Raw genomic sequence first — 20,445 nt, forward strand, 5'->3', positions numbered from 1 at the left:
CCTGAATTCATCGCAAAAATAGCCAGTTAGTCCTAAATCGCATTTCAGGGCTCGATTTTGCCTCTTTGGCAAAGTAAAGTTGGGCTCCGGTGGGGCACGAAGCGCCTCACAATATAATTACAATAACAGGGTTCGTGCTATGTATATGATGGTCAAACACCTTCACCTGACCGCAATTGCTATCAGTCTTTCATTGTTTATATTGCGTTTCTTCTGGCAGCTTAGAGGGTCTCCGATGCTGCACAAGAAATGGGTCAAAATTGTTCCCCATGTCGTCGATACTTTGCTGCTGGCCAGTGCCGTCACCTTGTGTGTGATGATTGCGCAATATCCGTTTGTGCATGCCTGGGTAACAGAGAAACTGATGGCTGTACTGTTCTACATTTTGTTGGGACTGGTGGCCCTTAAGTTAGGCCGTACCAATACCATTCGTTGGATTGGCTTTGTTGGCGCCATCAGTTGGTTAGCCTTTGCCGCCAAAGTCGCCATATTCAAGCAACCCATATTGTTCTCCTGAAATTCGTCGGATTGTCGACCTTGATGTAGTTGCCCCAGAGGTAAATAGTGTCGCCTGTATTTTCTAGTATTGCGCAAGAGCAGCCGCTGAAGGCTGCCTTGCAACTTGGCCTGTTGTTTGGCCCGGTGGATGTGGATGCACAGATACGTCAGGTGCATGAGTGGATCGAGCTTGGACGAAAGCGCCTGACTGGCCCTGACCCCTTTGGTGCCTTTCTGCATTTTTTCTATAAAGAACTGGCCTTTGGCCAGGGGCCAGACATACATGCTTCCAATATGGTAAGAATGGATCAGGTTTTGGCTTATCGCTCCGGAGGGAGCATTTGTCTGGGCTTACTGTTTTGCTATATGGGCAGGCAGTTGGGGTTTGAATTGACTGAAATTAATTTTCCCGGTCATTTTCTGATTAGTCGTCAAAAAGGGGCATTGCGTCGGCAATTTATCGATCCTCTCAATGGCAAGATCCTCAACTGGCAGCAAGTGGAAGCGTTGTATCATACGCTGCTGGACGACATGCATGAAGAAGATGATGAGTCTCAACTCGCTAACTGGTTACAACCTGGCAGTTGCAGAGATATCGTCGTGCGGTTGCTTAACAACCTAAAAGCCACGTTTATTCAAGAGCAACGTTTTGAACAGGCCTGGCAGGCCAGTGATCTGCTGGTGCAGCTATGCCCTGATGATCCATATGAGCGCCGGGACAGAGGTTTTTTATTACAGCAGCTTGATTGCCCTGGTGGCGCACTGGCAGACTACCGCTATTACATCAGCCAATGTCCCAGAGACCCGGCTGCCCAGTTGCTGAAGATGCAGCTTAAACATTTTACCCAGGAATTCGTTGTACTGCACTGAGCTGGTAGTGTAACGATAAAGGGTTAACGATATTTAGGAGGTCTGATGGCCCATCCCGCTTTGATCACCAACGATGCAGTAGTGATAGGTATTTTGGCGATTATTCTGGGGGGGGTATTTTATACATCCCACAGTAATCATGCTTTTTTTAAAGGCTTTTATCGCTATGTGCCAGCCTTGCTGCTGTGCTATTTCATCCCATCATTACTGAATACCTTTGGCATTGTTGACGGCCACACTTCCAATGCTTATTACATGGCGTCACGTTATTTATTACCTGCTTGCTTGGTGTTACTCACCCTGAGTATGGATCTCAAGTCTATTATTGGCCTTGGGCCAAAAGCCTTGATCCTGTTTTTGACCGGTACTGTGGGCATTGTGATTGGTGGTCCTATCGCACTGCTGATAATGTCTGCCGTGGCGCCAGAAGCGATGAATGGGCAGGGCCCTGATGAAGTGTGGCGGGGCCTGACGACTATCGCAGGTAGCTGGATTGGTGGTGGTGCCAATCAGGCGGCCATGAAGGAAATATTTGAAGTAGGGGGCGGCATTTTTTCCACTATGGTGACGGTGGATATTATTGTGGCCAATCTCTGGATGGCGGTATTGCTAGTGATGGCTGCCAATGCCAAGCAGTTGGATGCCAAAAGTGGAGCGGATACCTCAGCCATTCAGGACATCATCGAAAAAGTGGAAAAATATGAAGCGGAAAAACGCCGTATCCCACATTTGAAAGACTTGGTCGGTATTTTTGCCGTTGGTTTTGGTGCTTGTGGCATTGCCCATTTTCTGGCCGATACTATTCAACCCTGGATGGTGGTGAATGCGCCGTGGGGTGAGCAATACAGCCTGCACAGTCAATTTTTCTGGCTGGTGGTTACCGCAACCACTATAGGTATCGCCTTGTCATTCAGTCCCATGCGCCACCTTGAACAAGCCGGTGCTTCTAAGGTGGGCAGCTTGTTTGTCTACATTCTGGTGACCACCATCGGCTTGCATATGGATATTACTAAGATTGCTGAAACCCCGGTATTTTTTGTTCTGGGTATTGTCTGGATGATGATCCATGCTGGATTAATGCTGGGGGTTGCGAAGCTGATTCGGGCACCGATTTTTTACATGGCGGTGGGTAGTCAGGCTAATGTGGGAGGCGCCGCGTCTGCGCCGGTTGTTGCGGCAGCATTCCACCCATCACTGGCACCAGTGGGTATCCTGCTGGCAGTGATGGGGTATGGTCTGGGTACCTATATGGCCTATCTTTGTGGTTTGATTATGAAAGGAGTAGCGGGATGAGTAATCTGCAGCAAATCGACTTTGCTGGTTTACAAGTGGCAAACAACCAGCCTTTTGTCTTGTTTGGCGGTATGAATGTGCTGGAATCCAGAGACTTGGCCCTGCGCATCGCCGAGCATTATAAACAGGTCACCAACCGCCTGGGCATTCCCTATGTATTTAAGGCGTCCTTTGATAAGGCTAACCGCTCATCGGTGCATTCATACCGGGGACCCGGTATGGAAGAAGGGCTGCGAATTTTTGAAGAGATCAAGCGTGAGTTTGATGTGCCCTTGATTACCGATGTACATGAACCCCATCAGGCAGCCCCTGTTGCAGAAGTGGTGGATGTGATTCAGCTCCCGGCTTTTCTGGCCCGCCAGACCGATCTGGTGGTGGCCATGGCCAAGACTAATGCGGTTATTAACGTTAAGAAACCGCAATTTCTGGCGCCGCATGAGATGCGCCATATCATCAGCAAGTTTATCGAAGCTGGCAATAACCGCGTGATTTTATGTGAGCGGGGAAGTTGCTTCGGTTACAACAACCTGGTGGTGGACATGTTAGGCATGGATGAAATGAAGGCCTTTGCCCCGGTTATATTTGATGCCACTCATGCATTACAAAAACCAGGTGGTCGCAGTGATTCGGCGGATGGCAGGCGTGCTCAGGCTGCACAACTTGCCCGCAGTGGCATGGCTCTTGGACTGGCAGGCCTGTTTATTGAAGCGCACCCTGATCCAAATCAGGCCCGGTGTGACGGTCCCTGTGCCCTGCAGCTAGACAAGCTGGAGCCTTACTTACAGCAAATGAAAGCCTTGGATGATTTAATTAAAGGTTTCGCACCTTTGGATACCAGTGCCAGTTGATGAACTGCCTGTTGGTGACCGATATCTTTGGCGATGGTCCCTGGCTGCAACAGGTCAGGGAAACTATCGAGCCCTATGCACAAATCACTTGTGTCAGCCCTTATAGTAGCAAACAGGCATTTGATCATGAACAGCAGGCCTATCAGGCTTATTGCCAAGACTGTGGTCATGAGAATTATCTGTATAAAGTCAGGGCTGCTTTACAACAACTGAGCACCTACACCCTGGCACTGGGATTTAGCGCTGGTGCGTCAGCCCTCTGGCGTGCCCTGAGCGACTATTCTGGTGATCATGTTCAGCATTTTATTGGTTTCTATCCTGGCCAGATTCGTAATGCATTGGCGCTGAATACACAGATAAGTACAACGCTGGTGTTTCCAAGCCATGAGTCACATTTTGATCTGGTACCGGTGAAGTCGGCTTTGCGTAAAAAAGACAAGGTTGAGGTGCTGGACAGTGCTTGGCTGCATGGTTTTATGAACCCCTGTTCTGAAGGGTTTCATGTTTATGGGCAGAAAATGGGTTTAGAGATTATTGAGCAAAAGTTGATGCTGATGAGGGAAAGTTTGATGAGGGCACAAGAAGGCGGGGATATCCCCGCCGTCCAGGCGTAAACATCAACAGGGGCAATCCTTGCCTATGGCAGGATTGCAGATAAGGTGACTAGTCAGCCTTGGTCTGCAGATCCTGGCGGCTGTCAGCCTTTACCAGCAGCTCAGCGTTGTTATCTTTGCTGTCCAGTGTCAGACTGTCTTCGGTCAATATAATAACCGGTTTAATTTGAGGCAGTTCCAGGCTGTCTGCCGCTGCTTTTACCTGGGCCTGGATGAGCTCGGCTAACCAGTCTTTGTCCAATGTATTGGCATTAACGGCCTGGCTGCTAAGCAGTACTAGGCCACAAGTGAGAATTCTGTTAAAGTTTTTCATCTGCAATACCTTAAGTAAACATAATGTTAAAGTTACGCTTTTATGAGATCTTTGTTACAGTTTTGTTTTGGTGATGAACTGTTAACTTGCTTTTTATAAAGCAATTTTTTTATCTCACGGTTAAAATATAACCGATAAGTTGCAAGCGTTAAATTGACATTAATTCAGGTAAATGGATTAGAAAAAATAATGAAAGAGTCATTTTGATGTCACGCCGCTTACCGCCGTTGAATTCCCTTAAAGCCTTTGAGGCTGCAGCCCGACACCTGAGTTTTACTCGCGCAGCGGATGAGTTGTTTGTGACGCAGGCCGCGGTTAGCCACCAAATTAAGGCCTTGGAAGAATTTTTGGGTATCAAACTTTTTTTGCGGAAAAATCGCTCATTGTTACTCACAGAGGAAGGCCAGGGTTACTATCTAGATATTAAGGACATCTTCAGCTCACTGCAGGAAGCCACCCAGCGCCTATTAGCCAGGGGCGCAAAGGGAGCCATTACGGTGGCTTTACCTCCCAGTTTTGCTATTCAGTGGTTGGTTCCGCGCATTCATAAGTTCAGCGCCCAATATCCGGATATTGACGTACGTATCAAGGCGGTAGATTTTGATGAAGGCCATTTGACCGACGATGTGGACGTTGCCATTTATTATGGGCGCGGCAAGTGGCCTGGCTTGCAGGCTGACAAGCTGCATACTGAATATCTGACCCCCATATGTTCGCCTATGTTGTTTCAGTCAGACAAACCGCTGGATACCCTGGATGACCTGCGTTATCACCAACTATTGCATGATGCCTCACGTGAACCCTGGAAAAACTGGATCCGTGAATTTAACGTGCTGGGGGTGAATGTTAATCAGGGGCCTATTTTCAGCCATTCCATGTTGGTTTTACAGGCCGCAGCCCTAGGGCAGGGTATAGCACTAGGACACTCCGTTCTGGCGCGCCCGGAAATACAGGCTGGGCGTCTGATCTGTCCGTTTGCCGAAAAGTTGATCACTAAAAATGCCTACTATGTGGTGTGTCATGAGTCTCAGACCGAATTGGGTAAAATTGCCACCTTCAGAGACTGGGTATTGGCTCAGGTAAAAGAAGAACAGGAAAGCGATGATTTTAGCTGATACTGCCCACCAACCCATTGCCAGCTTATTGCTGGCACATGGTGCCGGTGCTGGTATGCACAGCGACTTTATGCAGCAGGTCGCTGCAGGTCTGTGCGAACGGGGTGTTAATGTCTACCGGTTTAATTTTCCTTATATGCAGTTAGCCGAGCAGCAGGGTAAAAAACGTCCACCGGATGGCATGGCCAAATTACAATCTGCAATGCAGGACGCATTGGCACAAGTACCGGTTAATCTTCCCCGTTTTATCGGCGGTAAATCTATGGGCGGGAGGGTTGCGTCGATGCTGGCTGATAGCCTGGAAGTTCAGGGCTGTTTGTGTCTTGGTTATCCTTTTCATCCCCCAGGTAAACCCGAAAAATTGCGTATTGACCACCTGCAAAAGCCTGGCAAGCCCATTTTGATAGTGCAAGGGCAGCGGGATCCCTTTGGTAGGGAAGAAGAAATTGCTGGCTATTCACTGCATAGCAGGGTTCAGGTGGCGAAGATAACGGATGGCGATCACAGTTTTGTACCGCGTAAATCGTCGGGGTTGGTATTCGAGGATAATTTGCATACAGCCTGTCAGCAGATGGTGGCATTTATCGGAGCTAATAAATGAAGTGGATTTTAACCCTGGCGGCTTTTTTTGGGCTGACCGGCGTGATGTTGGGGGCCTTTGCAGCCCATGGTCTTAAGGGCAAACTGGAAAATCAACTACTGGCGGCGTTTCAGACCGGAGTTCAATATCAGCTTTGGCATACATTGGCGCTTATTCTATTGGTGCTGCTGTACCGTCAGCAGCCTCAGCCACTGTTGCAATGGGCTGCAATCAGCATGTGCTCCGGGGTCGTATTGTTTTCCGGTTCGTTGTATTTGCTGGCAATAACCGGAATGAAATGGCTGGGACCCATAACCCCTTTGGGCGGATTGGCCATGATTCTTGGTTGGTTGTTGCTGTTGATTGCAGCACTGCGGGGAGGCCAAATCTGATGGCTGGATTATTAGCCTATTGCCGGGCTGGCTTTGAATCGGACCTGGCCAACGAATTACAGGAAAAAGCGGCACAGCGACAGATATTTGGTTTTCCCCGGTTAAAACCAAACAGTGGCTTTGTGTTGTTTGAATGCTATCAAGCCGAAGATGCGCGCCCTTTGGCCGAAGCCTTACCCCTGAGTGAGGTGATTTTCTCCCGTCAGCAGTTTGCCTGTCTTGCCAGCCTGACGTCGCTGGATCCTGCTGATCGCATCAGCCCTATTCTGACCGCGTGTGCGGATTTTCCCCTTTGTGGCGATTTGCGCGTGGAGTACCCAGACACCACAGAAGGGCGGGAACTGTCTAAGTTTTGTCGAAAATTTGCTGTCCCTTTGCGTCAAGCGCTGCGAAAAGCCGGCAAGCTGACGCATAAAGAGAATGCCAGCAAGCCGGTGCTTTTCGCTTTTTTCACCGATGGCCAGCATTTACATCTGGGCGTAGCCGAGCCGGATGCAATCAGCCCACATCCGCTGGGGATTATGCGTCTGAAAACCCCTGCGGATGCCCCCAGTCGCTCCAGTCTTAAATTGGATGAAGCGATTCAGACCTTTCTAAGCGAAGCGGAACAACAAAGTAGGCTGCAAAGTGGTATGCAGGGGGTGGATTTGGGGGCCTGTCCGGGAGGCTGGACCTATCAATTGGTTCGGCGTGGGCTATTTGTGCAGGCTGTTGACAATGGTGCTATGGCACCCAGCCTGATGGAAAGCGGTCAGGTTCGCCATTATGCTGAAGATGGCTTTAAATTCAGGCCAAAGAAAAAGAATGTTCACTGGCTGGTATGCGATATGGTGGAGCAGCCGGTCAGAGTGGCGCGACTGATGGCTGATTGGGTAAGAGATGGCTGGTGCAAAGAGGCCATTTTTAACCTTAAACTGCCAATGAAAAGGCGTTTTGAAACTGTGCAGCAAGCGCAGAATTGTATCGAAGAGGCCATGGCCGGTCAGGCGTATCGCCTGGTAGCCAAACACTTGTACCATGATCGGGAAGAAATCACCCTGCACTTGTTTAAAAAATGAGTCGTTTGATGGGGCTACTTTTTAGCCAGACTGCGCTTTAGTTTGCGCAGCTGATGCCGCATTTGACGCACTAGTCGTTTTTTCTGCTGCGCCGTTAAAGGTCGATAATTTAGATGGGTAAAACAGCGGGTCAAGATTGCAAAGTGTTGCAGGGATTGCTTATCTGATTTTGTTGCCAGACTCATACTGAAGTCCTGTGGCCCCTGCCAATATGGGCGCCGTATGTCATACCTGGCCAGTAATTTAAGTGCTTTTTGGTAGTACCCGTGGGGCAGATTTTGTCTGGCCTGCAACCAGGGCCTGATATGGTAAGCCGCCAGTAATAAGGCAATGACAGCCACCAGGGTGAAGCTAAATAACAGCAGTTTCCAAAGTTTCAAGTCGCCCAGCAATGCTTTAAGCAGATCTTGTTGATTTTGCTGGTCAAATCCCAGGATCCAACGGCTCCACCAGTAATCCATGTCGGCCATTAATCCACGTAGGTTGTTAAACCACTCAATATTGCGAAGATTGGCAAGTGGTGCATCGGCAAGAAAGCTTTGTTCAAATTCAACCGCCTGTTCCAGACCAAATTGCAGTCGTAAAGGCGCTACCCAAGCGGTGGGATCCAAGCGTTGCCAACCGTCATCAGACAGCCATTCCACCCAGGCGTGGGCATCATATTGGTAAACGCTCATGTAACGGTCACCGCGCATTTCCCCGCCCAGATAACCCGTAACTAATCTGGCAGGAACACCGCTCAGTCGCAGCAAATAGGCTGTTGCACTGGCATAATGGCTGCAAAATCCAGCTTTTTCTTCAAACAAAAACCTGTCTACAGGGTCAACGGGCATACGGCCGGGTTTGAGGGTATAACGAAACTCCTGCTGCTGCATAAACTTGGCAATGGCCTGAATGATCTGTTCTGCTCTGGTGTTCTGAGCTTTTAATTGGCTGGCCCATTCGCGAGTGCGGGGATTTGCCTGCTCAGGCGTTTGCAGATTCAGGCGTTTATCCAGATTTGGGATCCCTTCGTACAATGCGGTTTGGTAGTAAGAGCGTACCCGATAAGCCAGGTTGGACTGTAACGGGATTCGACTTTGCAATGTGTAGTCATGACTTTGCCATACGTGGTTATCCTGGCTGGTTGCCACATCCAGGGCAAACAACCAGCGTTGTTTGGTCGGCTCGGCGATGATTTGATAGCTATGTGCCGGTCCGCTCACTTGTGGTGAAAAGGTCTGATTAGCCCCCTTGAATCTTTCCTGCAATTTGCGGCGATAGGGATGCACCTGCCAATTGCTGCCGTCAAAGTCCTCCATTACCAGTGCCCGCCAGTAACGCTGAGACATGGGCGGGGCATTCCCTTCAAAGGTCACGCGAAAGGCTAAATCATCGGTGCGTGCCAATTGAGCCAGATCACCTGGGGAAACTTTATCGCTAAGACCGGTCTGGGTGCCTTTACCCGTCGGCATCTGCCAAAGTGGCCCCAGTTTCGGCAGGACAAGTAGCATCAGCACGGCAATAGGTAGTGCCTGAAGACATAATTTGCCAACCCGCTTAATCAGTATCGGCCACCTGGCAGACGGATTAATATGACAGGCCAGACTCAGCAGCAGTAAAACACAAAGCAGGGCATAAAACAGGCTGAAGGCAATATTCTGGTTAAACACCAGTGCAGCCCCTAACAGGAAAAACTGCACGCCAATCAGTTGGAAGTAGTCCCGGCGACTGGCCAGCAACATTAATTTTAAACTACTGGCCATGACCAGCAGATTTAACATGCCGAGCAACAGCCCTAATTGCCAACCAAAGTACGCCAGTACAATGGCGCATAGTATGGCCATTAAGTTCAGGGTACGAATAGAAAGTTGATGCTTCTGCCAATTCAAGTAAAGGCTGACACGAATAATCACGGCGCAAAGTACTAAAAGCAAAACCCACAACTGCAATGGCTCAAAGAGTGTCAGACTGAGTGCCATCAATATCAGGGTCAGTAACAAATGGGCATTGTTATGAGCCGAGGGATTAAGACGTAACATCCGCCACTCCTTTGACCAACGCCAGCGCGACCAGGCATTGACGAACATGTTCTTTGCCTTTGCCAGGTGGAATGACCTTGCCGGGTATATCCAGTCCAAATTCCCAGCCTCTGGCGTCCATTTCGAGACAAGTTTGGCAAAGTCGGCACAGATTATCTTCCAGATGCTGATCAATGTGGTGCAATATCAGCCATCCTGATTGTTGAGTTTGCGAACTGAACTTTTTACTGAGTAACCCCTGGCCTTTTGCGGCTTGTTTCCAGGCAATATGATAGAGAGGTTGCCCCAGTCGGTAATCGGTCAGACTGTCAAAATCATCCAGGCCCTGACCTTCTTTGACACAACGGACACTCTGCTGCCCTGCAGATGTGGTATCGCGATGGCTCACTGGCCATAAAGGGAGCATCGGCGTGGGATAGACTATCAGGTGAAAGTCAAAGGCAAGGTGTGTCCAGCAGCGGAACAGACCCAAAGGATAGTAGCTACAGAGTGTTAATCTGGGTAATTGCAGTTTTCCGCGCTTTGGGCTGAACAGATTCAATGTTGCCGGGTTAGTAAAGTTGTCCAGCTCCACGGCACTTTGGACTTTTTCACCATACCAGGCTAAATGCAGCTTGCCAGCTTTGCCTTCTTTTCTACTTTCAATCCAAAGAGGAAAGCTCACCGGGTTACCTGCATAGATATTGGCCAGCTTCCCGGGTTGAAGATTAAGCCCGGCGAAATTCAGGTAACTGCTGAACAAACTCACCAGCATCAAGGCCATCAGAAAAAAACTTAATAGCAAAATCAGATTATTTTGGTAGTTGGTCCCGAGGATAAACAGGGTCAAACATAAAAGTAGATATAACCAACCAAACCTGGAGGGAAAAATAAATATATTGCCACGGTGCAAACTAAATCGCGGTTGTGCAGGAATTCTTTTGTCCAGCCAACGAAGCAAGCGTTGTTGAATAAAACCAGCCATGTTCAGGCAGCCAACGGGTCAACACATTCCAGTAACTGCAGGCTTAGGCCTGAATTTGTCTGACTGTCGGCCTGCGATGATCTTAATCTGTGTTCAGCCACCGCGGGCAATACCGCTTGAATGTCTTCCGGGATCAGATAGTCACGATGATCCGTTACCGCCCAGGCCCGTGCTGCCAGCAGCAGCGCTTTACTGGCTCTGGGTGACAATGCATTGGCAAAGCGTTCAGACTCACGGCTGAAGGTAACAAGGCGAAGTATGTAATCCAAGATAGCGTCGGAAGCATGCACTTCCAATACCTGCTGCTGAAGTTTGAGGCGCAATTCATCGTTGATAATGGTGGGCAGAGCCTGACCTCTTTGGGATTGCGGTTGTTGTAACATAGCTTTCTCAGCTTGCCAATTGGGATAGCCTAATTGTATGCGCATCAAAAACCGGTCCAGTTGGGACTCTGGCAATGGATAGGTACCTGCCTGATGCAATGGATTCTGTGTACCAATAACAAAAAACGGTGATGGCAACATATGGGTCTGTCCATCCAGGCTGACCTGTCGCTCCTCCATTGCCTCTAATAAAGCGCTTTGAGTTTTGGGGCTGGCACGATTGATTTCGTCGGCCAGCACAATTTGGCTGAAGATGGGACCGGGATGGAAGTGAAAGGCTTGTTTCTGATTGTCGAAAATATTGACTCCCAGCATATCGGCTGGCAGAAGATCGGAGGTGAATTGGATACGGGAGAAATTCAGGCCAAACACTTGCGCCAAGGCATGAGATAGCGTGGTTTTCCCCATGCCGGGTAAGTCTTCAATTAACAGGTGTCCGCCCGCCAGCATGCACGTCAGGGCCAAGCGTATTTCCTGTTGTTTGCCAATGATTAGTTTGCCAATTTGCCCTATGGCTTGCTGTACTTGAGCTTGCATAGTGGGTCCTTGATGATTCCATGTTGTGATGACCTGATGGGCCACAATCGATTGGTTGTTACTGCATTATAGGCGTTCTGCCGCTGCAGACTGGCAGGCATTAAGCTCATCCTGCCACAACATGAAGGAAAGCAAATTATTCGGGATAATAATTAGGTATAAATAAAAAAGGCCGGTAAAGCCGGCCTTAATTCAAATGAAAACATCGCAGATGTTAAACTGCGTAATTCTCCAGTTTTCCTTGCTCTTTCAGTTCAGCAAAGACTTTAGGCGTGCGGCCAATACCAGTCCAAGTGTGCTCTTTACCAGCATTGTCGGTAAACTTGTATTTTACTGGACGCTTCTGACCTGTGCGTTTGGATGGTGCACCTACCTCACTACCAGCCAAATCATCAAGATCCAGCCCGGCTTCCTGCATTTGTTTGAGGATGGCATCTTTCAGAGCTTGTTTCTTTTCCAGCTCGCGGGCTTTCTCAGCTTCCTGCTCTTTTTTGGTTTCGATAACGGCAGCCAGTTTTTCTGCTACCTGTTCAAGTTCAGAAACAGACAACTCTCTAACGGCCGCTTGCAATCTTCTGGCGTGGGTCAAAATACTGATGAAGTCACTCATTCTTCCACCTTATTCGAAATTGGAGTCATAATTGTTGATGGGTTCGGCATATAAAAATACTGCCTAATTAATATATTTGCAATAGATAATCAAATTGCCAGTATTACGCATCATTTATTTTTAATCCGGCAAGTCCTGCCGATTTTTATAAGTCTGCCGGTTCGCGATGAACACCAGCAAAGATGAATTTAGTTCAGTTGGATAAAAGTGCCAAAATATTGACGCAGTTTGCTTAAAAAATATTAAATCTGATGCCGTTCGTAATGACATCAGGCAATTGTGAATAGGCTGAATACATTTTTTTACATTTTACTCAGGAAAGAATGGACTAAAGGTCCCATCAGGCATTGTGTTGATTTGCGCAAATTATGCGATAAGTAGCAGCATTGTGGCTAACTGGTTGACATTAAATTTGCAATTAAACATGTCTCATCTGCAAGTGCGGCAATATACCTTATACCTTGACCTGTGCGTGATGAGGATAAATCCCTGTACGCTTTTGAGCTTTTTGGCATAATTGCGCGTCTTGAGGGGGATTCGATGCCGACAATTGAACAGGTTTTTGCCAAACAGGGTGCGCTGGCCGGCGTTATTCAGGGCTTTACACCGCGCAAGGCGCAAACTGATATGGCTGAGGCAGTTCAACAAGCCATCAAAAATAAACAGCAACTCGTTGTCGAAGCAGGTACTGGCACAGGTAAAACCTTTGCATATCTGGCACCGGCACTACTAAGCAGTAAAAAGGTCGTTGTTTCAACCGGCACCAAGAATTTGCAGGAACAGTTGTTTCATCGTGATTTGCCATTGTTGAAAAAAGCCCTTGCTACTAATAAACGCACAGTGTTGCTCAAAGGCCGATCTAATTATCTGTGCTTGCATCGATTGTCACAGCATGGTGGCAAAAGTAATCTGGTGGATAAATCCGTATTACATGAACTCACGTTAGTGCGGCAATGGGCAAGTGGCACTAAAAGTGGTGACATCGGGGAATTAAAGAGCTTACCCGAAGATGCCAGGGTGTTACCTTTTGTCACCTCTACACAAGATAATTGCCTGGGCAAAGACTGTCCCGATTACGAAGATTGTTATTTGGTAAAAGCACGTCGTGAGGCGTTGGACGCCGATCTGGTGGTGGTCAACCATCATCTGTTCTTTGCTGATATGGCGCTTAAAGATACTGGATTTGGTGAACTTATTCCTGACGCAGATGTTATTTTGTTTGATGAGGCTCATCAAATTCCAGACATTGCCAGTGAATATTTTGGTGAATCTCTTTCCAGTCGGCAATTGCAGGACCTGGGTATGGATCTTGAGCTGGTATATCGAACTAAACTAAAAGATGCTCAGCAACTAAGTAAAGTGGCGGAAAAGCTTCGTTATATCACTGGTGACTTGCGGCTGCTTTTTCCTGAACAGAGGGAAAAAGGCAATTGGCGGCTGGCACTCGAGCGAGAAGACGTTCAGGCGCAACTGGATAAACTGCATGAAATTCTGGATCTGGTCTACGAGGTGATTAAGCTGCACCTGGGTAGAGATAAAGATCTGGATACCATTTATGAACGATGTGCTCAGGCACGCAGTCAGTTGGAAAGGCTAACCGATGTGGACAAAAAAGGCGTCAGTCTTTGGTATGAAACCACTATCAAGCATATTGTGTTACACCTGACGCCGCTTTCTATCGCCAGGCGCTTTGCTGATTACATGGCTGAGCCAAAACGTACCTGGGTGTTTACGTCTGCCACCTTGATGGTCGGCGGCGGCTTTGAGCATTTTATTCGCCAAATGGGTCTTCAGGGTGCACAGACCCTTGCCTTAGACAGCCCCTTTGATTATCAACAGCAGGCACTTTTATGTGTGCCCCGTTACCTGCCGGAGCCCAGCGCTTTTGCTATGCGCCAGACCTTGACGCGTATTGCTCAGCAGCTAATCAAGGCCAGCAATGGCCGCTGTTTTTTGTTGTTTACCAGTCATGCCATGCTCCGTGAGGTGGCTGATGGGTTGGAAGCTGTGATTGATAATCCTATTCTGGTGCAGGGAAGCACCAGTAAACGCGCCTTACTCGAGGCCTATTTGCAAGCGGACAATGCTGTTTTGCTGGGTACCGGTGCATTTTGGGAAGGGGTGGATGTTCGAGGGGATGCGCTGACATGCGTGTTGATCGATAAACTCCCCTTTGCGGCACCAGATGATCCACTGCTGGAGGCCAGAATTGAAGATTGCAGAAAACATGGCGGCAATCCTTTTGCTCAGATACAGATACCGCAAGCCGTTATTACACTGAAGCAAGGCGCCGGGCGCTTAATTCGGGATAGTGCCGATCGTGGTGTATTGGTCATATGTGACAACCGCTTGGTTACCAGAGACTATGGAAAAACCTTTTTGGCCAGTTTACCGGATATGCGTCGCACCAGAACGCTGGACAGCGCGCTGACTTTCTTAAAACAGATACAAGAGAATCAGGTTACATGAATATATTGGTTATAGATACAGCCACAGAAGCCTGCTCAGCCGCCCTGAGTTACCAGGGGCAAGTATTGGCAAAGTTTGAAGTATGCCCGCAACAACATAGCCAACGACTATTGCCCATGGTGGATGAATTACTTGCTGAAGCCGGAATAACGTTGAAAAACCTGGAATTACTGGGGTTTGGTCGGGGGCCCGGCAGTTTCACCGGGGTGCGGATCGCCACAGGAATGATACAAGGACTGGCATTAGGCTCAGAGTTACCTGTGGTTCCTGTATCCACCTTGGCTGCCATGGCGCAACAAGCCTATATTGAGTATGGAGTTGAACAGGTTATCGCTGCTATTGATGCGCGCATGGACGAAGTCTATATGGGGAAATACTCCTTGGTTGACGGGACGATGCAACTGGTGGGCGATGAGGCAGTATTACCACCTGAACAGGCGCTGTCTGGGATGGTGGATATTCGCCAGTGGGCAGGTGTTGGCACAGCCTGGGGCACATATGAGAGTTTAAACCCGGACGGCCAGGTAAGGGGATTGTCTGACATTCTGTATCCATCAGCCCAGTTTATGCTGCCTTTGGCAACAAGAGCCGCCGCCGATGGGGCTGCTGTCTCGGTGGACCACATAGAGCCGGTGTATCTACGTGACAAGGTCACCTGGAAAAAGTTACCGGGTAGAGAATAGATGACGATATCGGCATGATTTTTGCGAACCGCCTTAGTCTGACTGGTGATATGGCAAGAATGGCAATTTGCTGCCATAGATTAAAGCTGTGCTTAGCTGGATAAGTTGTATCCTACTTCGGTGGTAAATTAGTGGACATTGAATCTTCTCTTATCGCCCAGCAACAAGGGCTGGTGGTTAATCCTGCGGTCAAGGGACCTGCCAGGGACCAACCAGCACGCCAGCCTCAGGACAACGCGCCTACAGAATATCCTCGTAGCCAGGTGGTTGCGCGACAGGGCAATGAAGAAACCCAGGTACAGGCAGACAAGTACCGACGCCAACAACAACAATTTTACGATCAACCAGATTCACGAGGCAGACAAGCTGTCGATGCTTATCAAAGCCTGGCCCGGCTGCAACTAAAAGACGAAATTCAGCAATCTATGGGAATCGACACTTACGTCTGACGCGCAGCTCTTGACGCATCGGAATCAGTTAAATACCCTCGCCATATACCCAATTCAGTACGGGTTCAGCTATTTGTTAGATAATGGACCAGACAATAACGCCAGTTGTGGGGTGAATATGAAGAAGTTAATGTTGGTCACATTTGTGTTGGCCATTGCCGGTTGCTCTACCTTACCCAAGGATTTACAGGTGGCAGAAGGCGCTAAGCTGCTTAATTATCAAGAGGTGGCTGCTCAGCCCCAACAGAGTTCGGGTGGGCAGGTATTGTGGGGTGGGGTGATTGCTGATGTAAAGAACAAGGCCGACGCCACAGTGCTGGAAATGGTGCATTACCCTATACGCAGTTACGGACGACCTACCACAGATGATGAAAGTGTTGGTCGCTTCAGAGTTTATGTGGATGGATTTCTGGATCCTATGGTGTATAAACCAGGACGCAGCCTGACTGTCAGCGGGGCGGTAACGGGAAGCGAAGAAGGACAGGTCGGCGAATACAAGTATCAGTTTCCAACATTGAAAGCCAATGGCTACCACTTGTGGAAAGATGTTCAGGAAGTGGAAGTTAGCACCATGGGGTATGGTTATGGCCCTTACCCATACAATTGGTGGGGCTGGCATATGTGGCCTTACCATGAACGGGTTATTATTCGAAGCAAAAGCAAAGGGTATGTCGATGGACCACTGCCCAATCGGGCTCCTCAGTCCTCGAATTCACCAGCACCTAAAAAGGTGACACGTTAAGCGGCAAAACGTTGCCTTGCTTTACAATGGTGTGGCAGATTATTGCAGTGAAGCGGCAGATTGTTGCCGCTTTTTTTGTTGTGTATGGAGTGAAGTGGATTGCAGGACATTCAAATTAACCTTAAACACCTGACATTGTCGGCCCTGCGATTTGGCAATCCTGATGGACCCAAAGTACTGGCATTACATGGCTGGCTGGACAATGCTGCCAGTTTTGTTCCGATGGCGGAATATTTACCAGACTGGGATGTCGTGGCGGTTGATTTAACTGGACATGGACACTCCGCGCATCGAAGCGCCGATGCGCACTATCATTTTCTGGACTGGGTGCAGGATATCAGGGAATTGCTGAATGTATTAGGCTGGCAACAATGTCACCTGCTTGGACATTCATTGGGAGGCATTCTGTCTTCCGTTTATGCCGCCACTTTTCCGGAACAGATAATCTCTGTGGTGATGATCGAAGCATTCGGTCCTTTGACTAAAGAAGCAGCAACCAGTGCGGAACAGTTAAGGGAATCCGTTGTAAGTCGTCTTGCCATCGATGATAAGACGGCTCGTCATCCCCCCAGTTTTGCTAAAGCTGTGACAGCCAGATTGTTGGCTGGCGATCTCAAAAAGACATCCGCCACTTTGCTGGTTGAGCGTAATTTACGTCAACTGGGGCAGGAGTGGGAATGGCGCACGGACCGGCGTTTGCGCACCGTCTCATCTTTGCGTCTTACCGAACCTCAGGCAGAAGCGTTTCTTATGGCAATAACCTGCCCGATCTTGGCAATAACCGGAAACAAAGGATTTGAAAAAGTGCGAGGGAATGTGCAGCGACGCAAGGCCTTGATTGCAGATTTGAGTTTGGCTCAAGCCGAAGGGGGGCATCACCTGCATATGGATAATCCGGGTGACGTTGCAAAGCATATTCGCAGCTTTTGGCAGCAGGTAGACAAACTTTAACCGCAACTTTTCTGATTTATCTTTTTCCGGGCTTTGGCTACTATTGGGGCTGCGCCGTTTGCCGGGCAATCCCCGGCCATGAAGATAATAAGTAAAAAAATGCCACAGGAGGCAATGTGGAAAAGATTTGGCTAGAACATTACCCTGATAATATCCCTACAGATATTGACGCAGACCACTACGCGTCGTTGGTGGATATATTCGAACAATCTGTGCAGAAATACGCTGACCGTGTTGCCTTTATTAATATGGGTGCACAGATGACATTTAAAGAGCTGGATCAGTATTCCAGGCAGTTTGCCGCCTATCTACAGCAACAAGGGTTAAAGCAGGGCGATGCTGTCGCTATCATGATGCCTAACTTGCTGCAAAACCCTGTGACTATTTTCGGTGTGCTGCGCGCTGGTTTAACGGTCGTTAATGTTAACCCTCTGTATACGGCCAGAGAGTTAAAGCACCAATTAAATGATTCCAATGCCAAAGCCATAATCATTGTTGAAAATTTTGCCCACACCCTGGATAAAGTAATAAAGGATACGCAAGTCAGTCAGGTGTACCTGACGCGCCTGGGAGACATGTTACCAGCGCCCAAGCGCTGGATAGTCAATCTGGTGGTGAAACACATCAAGAAAATGGTACCAGCCTTTTCACTGCCGGGCAGTCGCAGCCTGATGGAGGCAATTAACAGCGGTAAGAACATGAGCTACCAACGTCCTGAGGTGAAAGGCTCAGATATTGCGTTTTTGCAATACACTGGCGGTACTACAGGCGTATCAAAAGGGGCCATGCTTACTCACCGGAATCTGGTGGCGAATTTGCAACAGATTTCCGTGATCCTTGAACCTGTAATAGAACCTGGGCAGGAATTGGTGGTAACAGCCTTGCCGCTTTACCACATCTTTGCTTTGGTGGCTAACTGTCTGACTTTCGTTAAGTACGGTTGCCGTAACCTGTTAATAACTAATCCCAGGGACATGCCAGGCTTTGTTAAAGAACTGGGAAAGTATCCTTTTACCGTGCTAACCGGCGTTAATACCTTGTTTAATGGCTTGCTGAACACGCCAGGATTTAAGGAACTGGATTTTTCCAATTTTAAGTTTGCACTTGGAGGCGGCATGGCCGTGCAGCGTCCGGTTGCGGAGCGCTGGGCCAAAGTGACCGGGCATGTGCTATTGGAAGGTTATGGACTGACTGAATGTTCACCTGTGGTCAGTATTAATTATCCAACTATCACGGATGAATATAACGGTTCCATAGGGATGCCTGTGCCTTCCACGGAAATCAGGTTGCTTGATGACAGTGGTAATGAAGTGGCTGTTGGCGAACCTGGTGAAATGCATGTACGCGGTCCTCAGGTCATGAAAGGCTATCTGAATCGTGACGAGGCAACCAGCGAAGTGCTAAACGATGGTTGGCTGGCCACTGGTGATATTGCCAAAGTGGATGAGCTGGGACGCTTTTATATCGTTGATCGTAAGAAAGACATGATTCTGGTATCCGGCTTCAACGTATTCCCCAATGAAATAGAGGAAGTGGCGGCCATGCACGATGGTGTGGCAGAAGTCGCTGCCTTGGGGGTTCCCAGTGAATCAACCGGTGAGGCGGTTAAACTGTTTGTAGTGAAAAAGGACCCCGCACTGACTGAAGATGAACTGATAGCCCATTGCCGTAAGCATTTGACCAATTACAAAGTGCCACGTCAGGTAGAGTTTCGTACCGAGTTACCTAAAACCAACGTGGGCAAAATACTACGCCGGGAGTTAAAGGGTTAGCATCCTCGATACTAACGCCGCTCTGTGACAGGATGGCGGCGTTTTCCACCCTAAGATTGTTGTGAACCCTAACTAAGGCACCGCATTTTTCTGATGAAATATCAAATGATTACCGAAACAGGGCAGTTGGCATCCTATTGCCAGCAAGCCTCCGGCAAGTCATATATTGCTGTTGATACCGAATTTGTTCGTACCCGCACTCTCTACCCTCAGTTGGGATTAATTCAGCTCTATGACGGAGAACAATTAGCCCTTGTTGATCCGCTCGCTGTCGATGATTTATCCGCCCTGGTTCAATTACTGACGGATGAACGGGTGATTAAGGTACTGCATTCCTGCTCTGAGGATCTGGAGACCTTCTGGACCGCCATGAAGGTGGTACCAACGCCACTATTTGATACTCAGTTTGCTGCTGGATTGCTGAATATGGGGCCATCCCTGGGCTACGCTAAGCTGGTGGAACAACGTTTGGGGATCAGTTTAGACAAGGGTGAGTCCCGAACAGACTGGCTGGCCAGACCTCTGAGCGAACAGCAACTGGATTACGCCGCCAATGACGTTTTTCATTTATATGCGTTGTATCCGCAGTTGGCCAATGAGATCGAAGCGCTGGGCCGTACTCAATGGGTGTTTGATGAAATGCAGCAACTGGCCGAAAAAAAGCGTCGTGAGTTGCCGGATGACTATGTATATCTGACCATAAAGAATAACTGGCAGATAAAAGGTAAGGCTTTGTTAGTGCTCAAGGAACTGGCTAAGTGGCGGATTCAGAAGGCTCGTAGCAAAAACCTGGCCTTAAATTTTGTCTTCAAAGAGCAATATCTACTGGAATTGGCCAAACGCCAGCCGATGCAACGCAATGCGTTGTTTGCCATATCCGGTATGCCGCCACAAGATGTACGTCGCCATGGCGATGAGCTATTGGCGATTATGAACGCATGCATGGATGTACCTCCCGAACATTTCCCACCTAAGATAGAGCGTCTGGTGGATTTTTCCGCCTACAAGAAAGTGTCTCAAGCACTCAGACAGCTTTGTGAAGAGGTGTCGCAGGGGCTCAACATTCCGGTTGAGTTGCTTGGTTCAAAAAAACAGATCAATCAATTGCTAAAATGGCTGTGGTTCAGTCTGGATGAAGGTAAACTGGCAGACCTGAAACCTGATTTAATCTGTGGTTGGCGGCAACCTTTGTTGCAAGAAGGGATTCAGCGTATCTTAGGTAAAGACTGAGAATGCTGACACAAACCTGCCCCAATCACTCTCATGGGAGTCCGAGCAGTCGC

At 48.6% G+C, this 20,445-nt stretch carries 21 protein-coding genes; 16 read left to right on the top strand and 5 right to left on the bottom strand.

The genetic code is table 11. The features are described from left to right. Positions 1–148 precede the first annotated feature (148 nt). The 5 genes from ABD028_RS10365 to ABD028_RS10385 are packed head-to-tail and all read left to right on the top strand — an operon-like array spanning position 149 to position 4,123. Positions 149–517, top strand: a complete 369-nt coding sequence (locus ABD028_RS10365; protein ID WP_342751428.1) for a SirB2 family protein — start codon at positions 149–151, stop codon at positions 515–517. Between the two features lie 47 nt (positions 518–564). After that, positions 565–1,368 carry a SirB1 family protein gene (locus tag ABD028_RS10370; RefSeq protein WP_343844706.1) on the top strand — a complete coding sequence of 268 codons (804 nt, stop codon included), beginning with the start codon at positions 565–567 and terminating at the stop codon, positions 1,366–1,368. Positions 1,369–1,413: 45 nt separating this feature from the next. After that, the gene (locus ABD028_RS10375; RefSeq protein WP_102798431.1) at positions 1,414–2,661 is read left to right on the top strand and encodes a DUF819 family protein; all 1,248 of its coding nucleotides are present in this window, start codon (positions 1,414–1,416) and stop codon (positions 2,659–2,661) included. Next, on the top strand, positions 2,658–3,509 hold the full coding sequence (kdsA, locus tag ABD028_RS10380; RefSeq protein WP_102798432.1) for a 3-deoxy-8-phosphooctulonate synthase: 852 nt from the start codon (positions 2,658–2,660) through the stop codon (positions 3,507–3,509). Before ABD028_RS10375 ends, kdsA begins: the two co-directional genes overlap by 4 nt. Further along, positions 3,509–4,123 carry a hypothetical protein gene (locus tag ABD028_RS10385; RefSeq protein ID WP_343844710.1) on the top strand — a complete coding sequence of 205 codons (615 nt, stop codon included), beginning with the start codon at positions 3,509–3,511 and terminating at the stop codon, positions 4,121–4,123. Before kdsA ends, ABD028_RS10385 begins: the two co-directional genes overlap by 1 nt. A 49-nt stretch (positions 4,124–4,172) precedes the next feature. Here the strand turns inward: ABD028_RS10385 and ABD028_RS10390 are convergent, their stop codons facing one another. Next, entirely contained in the window at positions 4,173–4,436 is a 264-nt protein-coding gene (locus tag ABD028_RS10390) for a hypothetical protein (protein WP_102798434.1), read from the bottom strand. Between the two features lie 206 nt (positions 4,437–4,642). Here ABD028_RS10390 and ABD028_RS10395 point away from each other — a divergent pair, with 206 nt between their 5' ends. The 4 genes from ABD028_RS10395 to rlmM are packed head-to-tail and all read left to right on the top strand — an operon-like array spanning position 4,643 to position 7,581. Continuing rightward, positions 4,643–5,551, top strand: a complete 909-nt coding sequence (locus ABD028_RS10395) for a transcriptional regulator GcvA (RefSeq protein WP_102798435.1) — start codon at positions 4,643–4,645, stop codon at positions 5,549–5,551. Continuing rightward, on the top strand, positions 5,538–6,152 hold the full coding sequence (locus ABD028_RS10400; RefSeq protein ID WP_343844712.1) for an alpha/beta family hydrolase: 615 nt from the start codon (positions 5,538–5,540) through the stop codon (positions 6,150–6,152). Before ABD028_RS10395 ends, ABD028_RS10400 begins: the two co-directional genes overlap by 14 nt. Further along, positions 6,149–6,523 (top strand): DUF423 domain-containing protein, encoded by a 375-nt coding sequence (locus ABD028_RS10405; protein WP_343844713.1) that lies wholly within the window; start codon positions 6,149–6,151, stop codon positions 6,521–6,523. The genes ABD028_RS10400 and ABD028_RS10405 overlap by 4 nt, the downstream gene beginning before the upstream one ends. Continuing rightward, positions 6,523–7,581: a 23S rRNA (cytidine(2498)-2'-O)-methyltransferase RlmM gene (rlmM, locus tag ABD028_RS10410; protein ID WP_343844714.1), complete on the top strand. Its 1,059-nt coding sequence runs from the start codon at positions 6,523–6,525 to the stop codon at positions 7,579–7,581. Before ABD028_RS10405 ends, rlmM begins: the two co-directional genes overlap by 1 nt. 14 nt (positions 7,582–7,595) lie before the next feature. Here the strand turns inward: rlmM and ABD028_RS10415 are convergent, their stop codons facing one another. From ABD028_RS10415 to ABD028_RS10430, 4 genes are all read right to left on the bottom strand, one after another. Then, a complete protein-coding gene (locus ABD028_RS10415) occupies positions 7,596–9,602 on the bottom strand; it encodes a transglutaminase TgpA family protein (protein WP_343844715.1) in 2,007 nt (668 codons plus the stop codon). After that, a complete protein-coding gene (locus ABD028_RS10420; RefSeq protein ID WP_343844717.1) occupies positions 9,589–10,365 on the bottom strand; it encodes a DUF58 domain-containing protein in 777 nt (258 codons plus the stop codon). The genes ABD028_RS10415 and ABD028_RS10420 overlap by 14 nt, the downstream gene beginning before the upstream one ends. A gap of 203 nt (positions 10,366–10,568) precedes the next feature. Continuing rightward, positions 10,569–11,486: an AAA family ATPase gene (locus tag ABD028_RS10425; protein WP_102798441.1), complete on the bottom strand. Its 918-nt coding sequence runs from the start codon at positions 11,484–11,486 to the stop codon at positions 10,569–10,571. Positions 11,487–11,700: 214 nt separating this feature from the next. Then, entirely contained in the window at positions 11,701–12,096 is a 396-nt protein-coding gene (locus ABD028_RS10430; RefSeq protein WP_343844718.1) for an H-NS family histone-like protein, read from the bottom strand. A gap of 540 nt (positions 12,097–12,636) precedes the next feature. Between ABD028_RS10430 and yoaA the strand changes: the two genes are divergently transcribed. The 7 genes from yoaA (at position 12,637) to rnd (ending at position 20,392) form a co-directional block, all read left to right on the top strand. Beyond that, complete coding sequence (yoaA, locus tag ABD028_RS10435; RefSeq protein ID WP_343844719.1) at positions 12,637–14,565, top strand: DNA repair helicase YoaA; 1,929 nt, start codon at positions 12,637–12,639, stop codon at positions 14,563–14,565. Further along, complete coding sequence (tsaB, locus tag ABD028_RS10440; protein WP_343844720.1) at positions 14,562–15,248, top strand: tRNA (adenosine(37)-N6)-threonylcarbamoyltransferase complex dimerization subunit type 1 TsaB; 687 nt, start codon at positions 14,562–14,564, stop codon at positions 15,246–15,248. Before yoaA ends, tsaB begins: the two co-directional genes overlap by 4 nt. 131 nt (positions 15,249–15,379) lie before the next feature. Continuing rightward, entirely contained in the window at positions 15,380–15,697 is a 318-nt protein-coding gene (locus tag ABD028_RS10445; RefSeq protein WP_102798444.1) for a hypothetical protein, read from the top strand. A 118-nt stretch (positions 15,698–15,815) separates the two neighbouring features. Continuing rightward, on the top strand, positions 15,816–16,439 hold the full coding sequence (locus ABD028_RS10450; RefSeq protein WP_102798445.1) for a Slp family lipoprotein: 624 nt from the start codon (positions 15,816–15,818) through the stop codon (positions 16,437–16,439). 99 nt (positions 16,440–16,538) lie between these two features. Continuing rightward, entirely contained in the window at positions 16,539–17,390 is an 852-nt protein-coding gene (locus tag ABD028_RS10455; protein WP_343844721.1) for an alpha/beta fold hydrolase, read from the top strand. A gap of 116 nt (positions 17,391–17,506) precedes the next feature. Beyond that, positions 17,507–19,162, top strand: a complete 1,656-nt coding sequence (fadD, locus tag ABD028_RS10460; protein ID WP_102798447.1) for a long-chain-fatty-acid--CoA ligase FadD — start codon at positions 17,507–17,509, stop codon at positions 19,160–19,162. Positions 19,163–19,267: 105 nt separating this feature from the next. Then, on the top strand, positions 19,268–20,392 hold the full coding sequence (gene rnd, locus ABD028_RS10465; RefSeq protein ID WP_343844723.1) for a ribonuclease D: 1,125 nt from the start codon (positions 19,268–19,270) through the stop codon (positions 20,390–20,392). Positions 20,393–20,445: the final 53 nt, after the last annotated feature.

Origin of the sequence: Bowmanella denitrificans (assembly GCF_039522935.1) — a bacterium.
Taxonomy (GTDB): domain Bacteria; phylum Pseudomonadota; class Gammaproteobacteria; order Enterobacterales; family Alteromonadaceae; genus Bowmanella; species Bowmanella denitrificans.

Excerpts from the sequence above, each read along its gene's own strand:
- rnd (WP_343844723.1), top strand. The coding sequence starts at position 19,268 with ATGATTACCGAAACAGGGCAGTTGGCATCCTATTGCCAGCAAGCCTCC.
- ABD028_RS10420 (WP_343844717.1), bottom strand. The coding sequence starts at position 10,365 with ATGGCCTTGATGCTGGTGAGTTTGTTCAGCAGTTACCTGAATTTCGCC.
- ABD028_RS10395 (WP_102798435.1), top strand. The coding sequence starts at position 4,643 with ATGTCACGCCGCTTACCGCCGTTGAATTCCCTTAAAGCCTTTGAGGCT.
- ABD028_RS10400 (WP_343844712.1), top strand. The coding sequence starts at position 5,538 with ATGATTTTAGCTGATACTGCCCACCAACCCATTGCCAGCTTATTGCTG.
- kdsA (WP_102798432.1), top strand. The coding sequence starts at position 2,658 with ATGAGTAATCTGCAGCAAATCGACTTTGCTGGTTTACAAGTGGCAAAC.
- ABD028_RS10450 (WP_102798445.1), top strand. The coding sequence starts at position 15,816 with ATGAAGAAGTTAATGTTGGTCACATTTGTGTTGGCCATTGCCGGTTGC.
- tsaB (WP_343844720.1), top strand. The coding sequence starts at position 14,562 with ATGAATATATTGGTTATAGATACAGCCACAGAAGCCTGCTCAGCCGCC.
- ABD028_RS10385 (WP_343844710.1), top strand. The coding sequence starts at position 3,509 with ATGAACTGCCTGTTGGTGACCGATATCTTTGGCGATGGTCCCTGGCTG.
- rlmM (WP_343844714.1), top strand. The coding sequence starts at position 6,523 with ATGGCTGGATTATTAGCCTATTGCCGGGCTGGCTTTGAATCGGACCTG.
- ABD028_RS10405 (WP_343844713.1), top strand. The coding sequence starts at position 6,149 with ATGAAGTGGATTTTAACCCTGGCGGCTTTTTTTGGGCTGACCGGCGTG.
- ABD028_RS10390 (WP_102798434.1), bottom strand. The coding sequence starts at position 4,436 with ATGAAAAACTTTAACAGAATTCTCACTTGTGGCCTAGTACTGCTTAGC.
- ABD028_RS10365 (WP_342751428.1), top strand. The coding sequence starts at position 149 with ATGGTCAAACACCTTCACCTGACCGCAATTGCTATCAGTCTTTCATTG.
- ABD028_RS10375 (WP_102798431.1), top strand. The coding sequence starts at position 1,414 with ATGGCCCATCCCGCTTTGATCACCAACGATGCAGTAGTGATAGGTATT.
- yoaA (WP_343844719.1), top strand. The coding sequence starts at position 12,637 with ATGCCGACAATTGAACAGGTTTTTGCCAAACAGGGTGCGCTGGCCGGC.
- ABD028_RS10415 (WP_343844715.1), bottom strand. The coding sequence starts at position 9,602 with ATGTTACGTCTTAATCCCTCGGCTCATAACAATGCCCATTTGTTACTG.
- ABD028_RS10425 (WP_102798441.1), bottom strand. The coding sequence starts at position 11,486 with ATGCAAGCTCAAGTACAGCAAGCCATAGGGCAAATTGGCAAACTAATC.
- ABD028_RS10430 (WP_343844718.1), bottom strand. The coding sequence starts at position 12,096 with ATGAGTGACTTCATCAGTATTTTGACCCACGCCAGAAGATTGCAAGCG.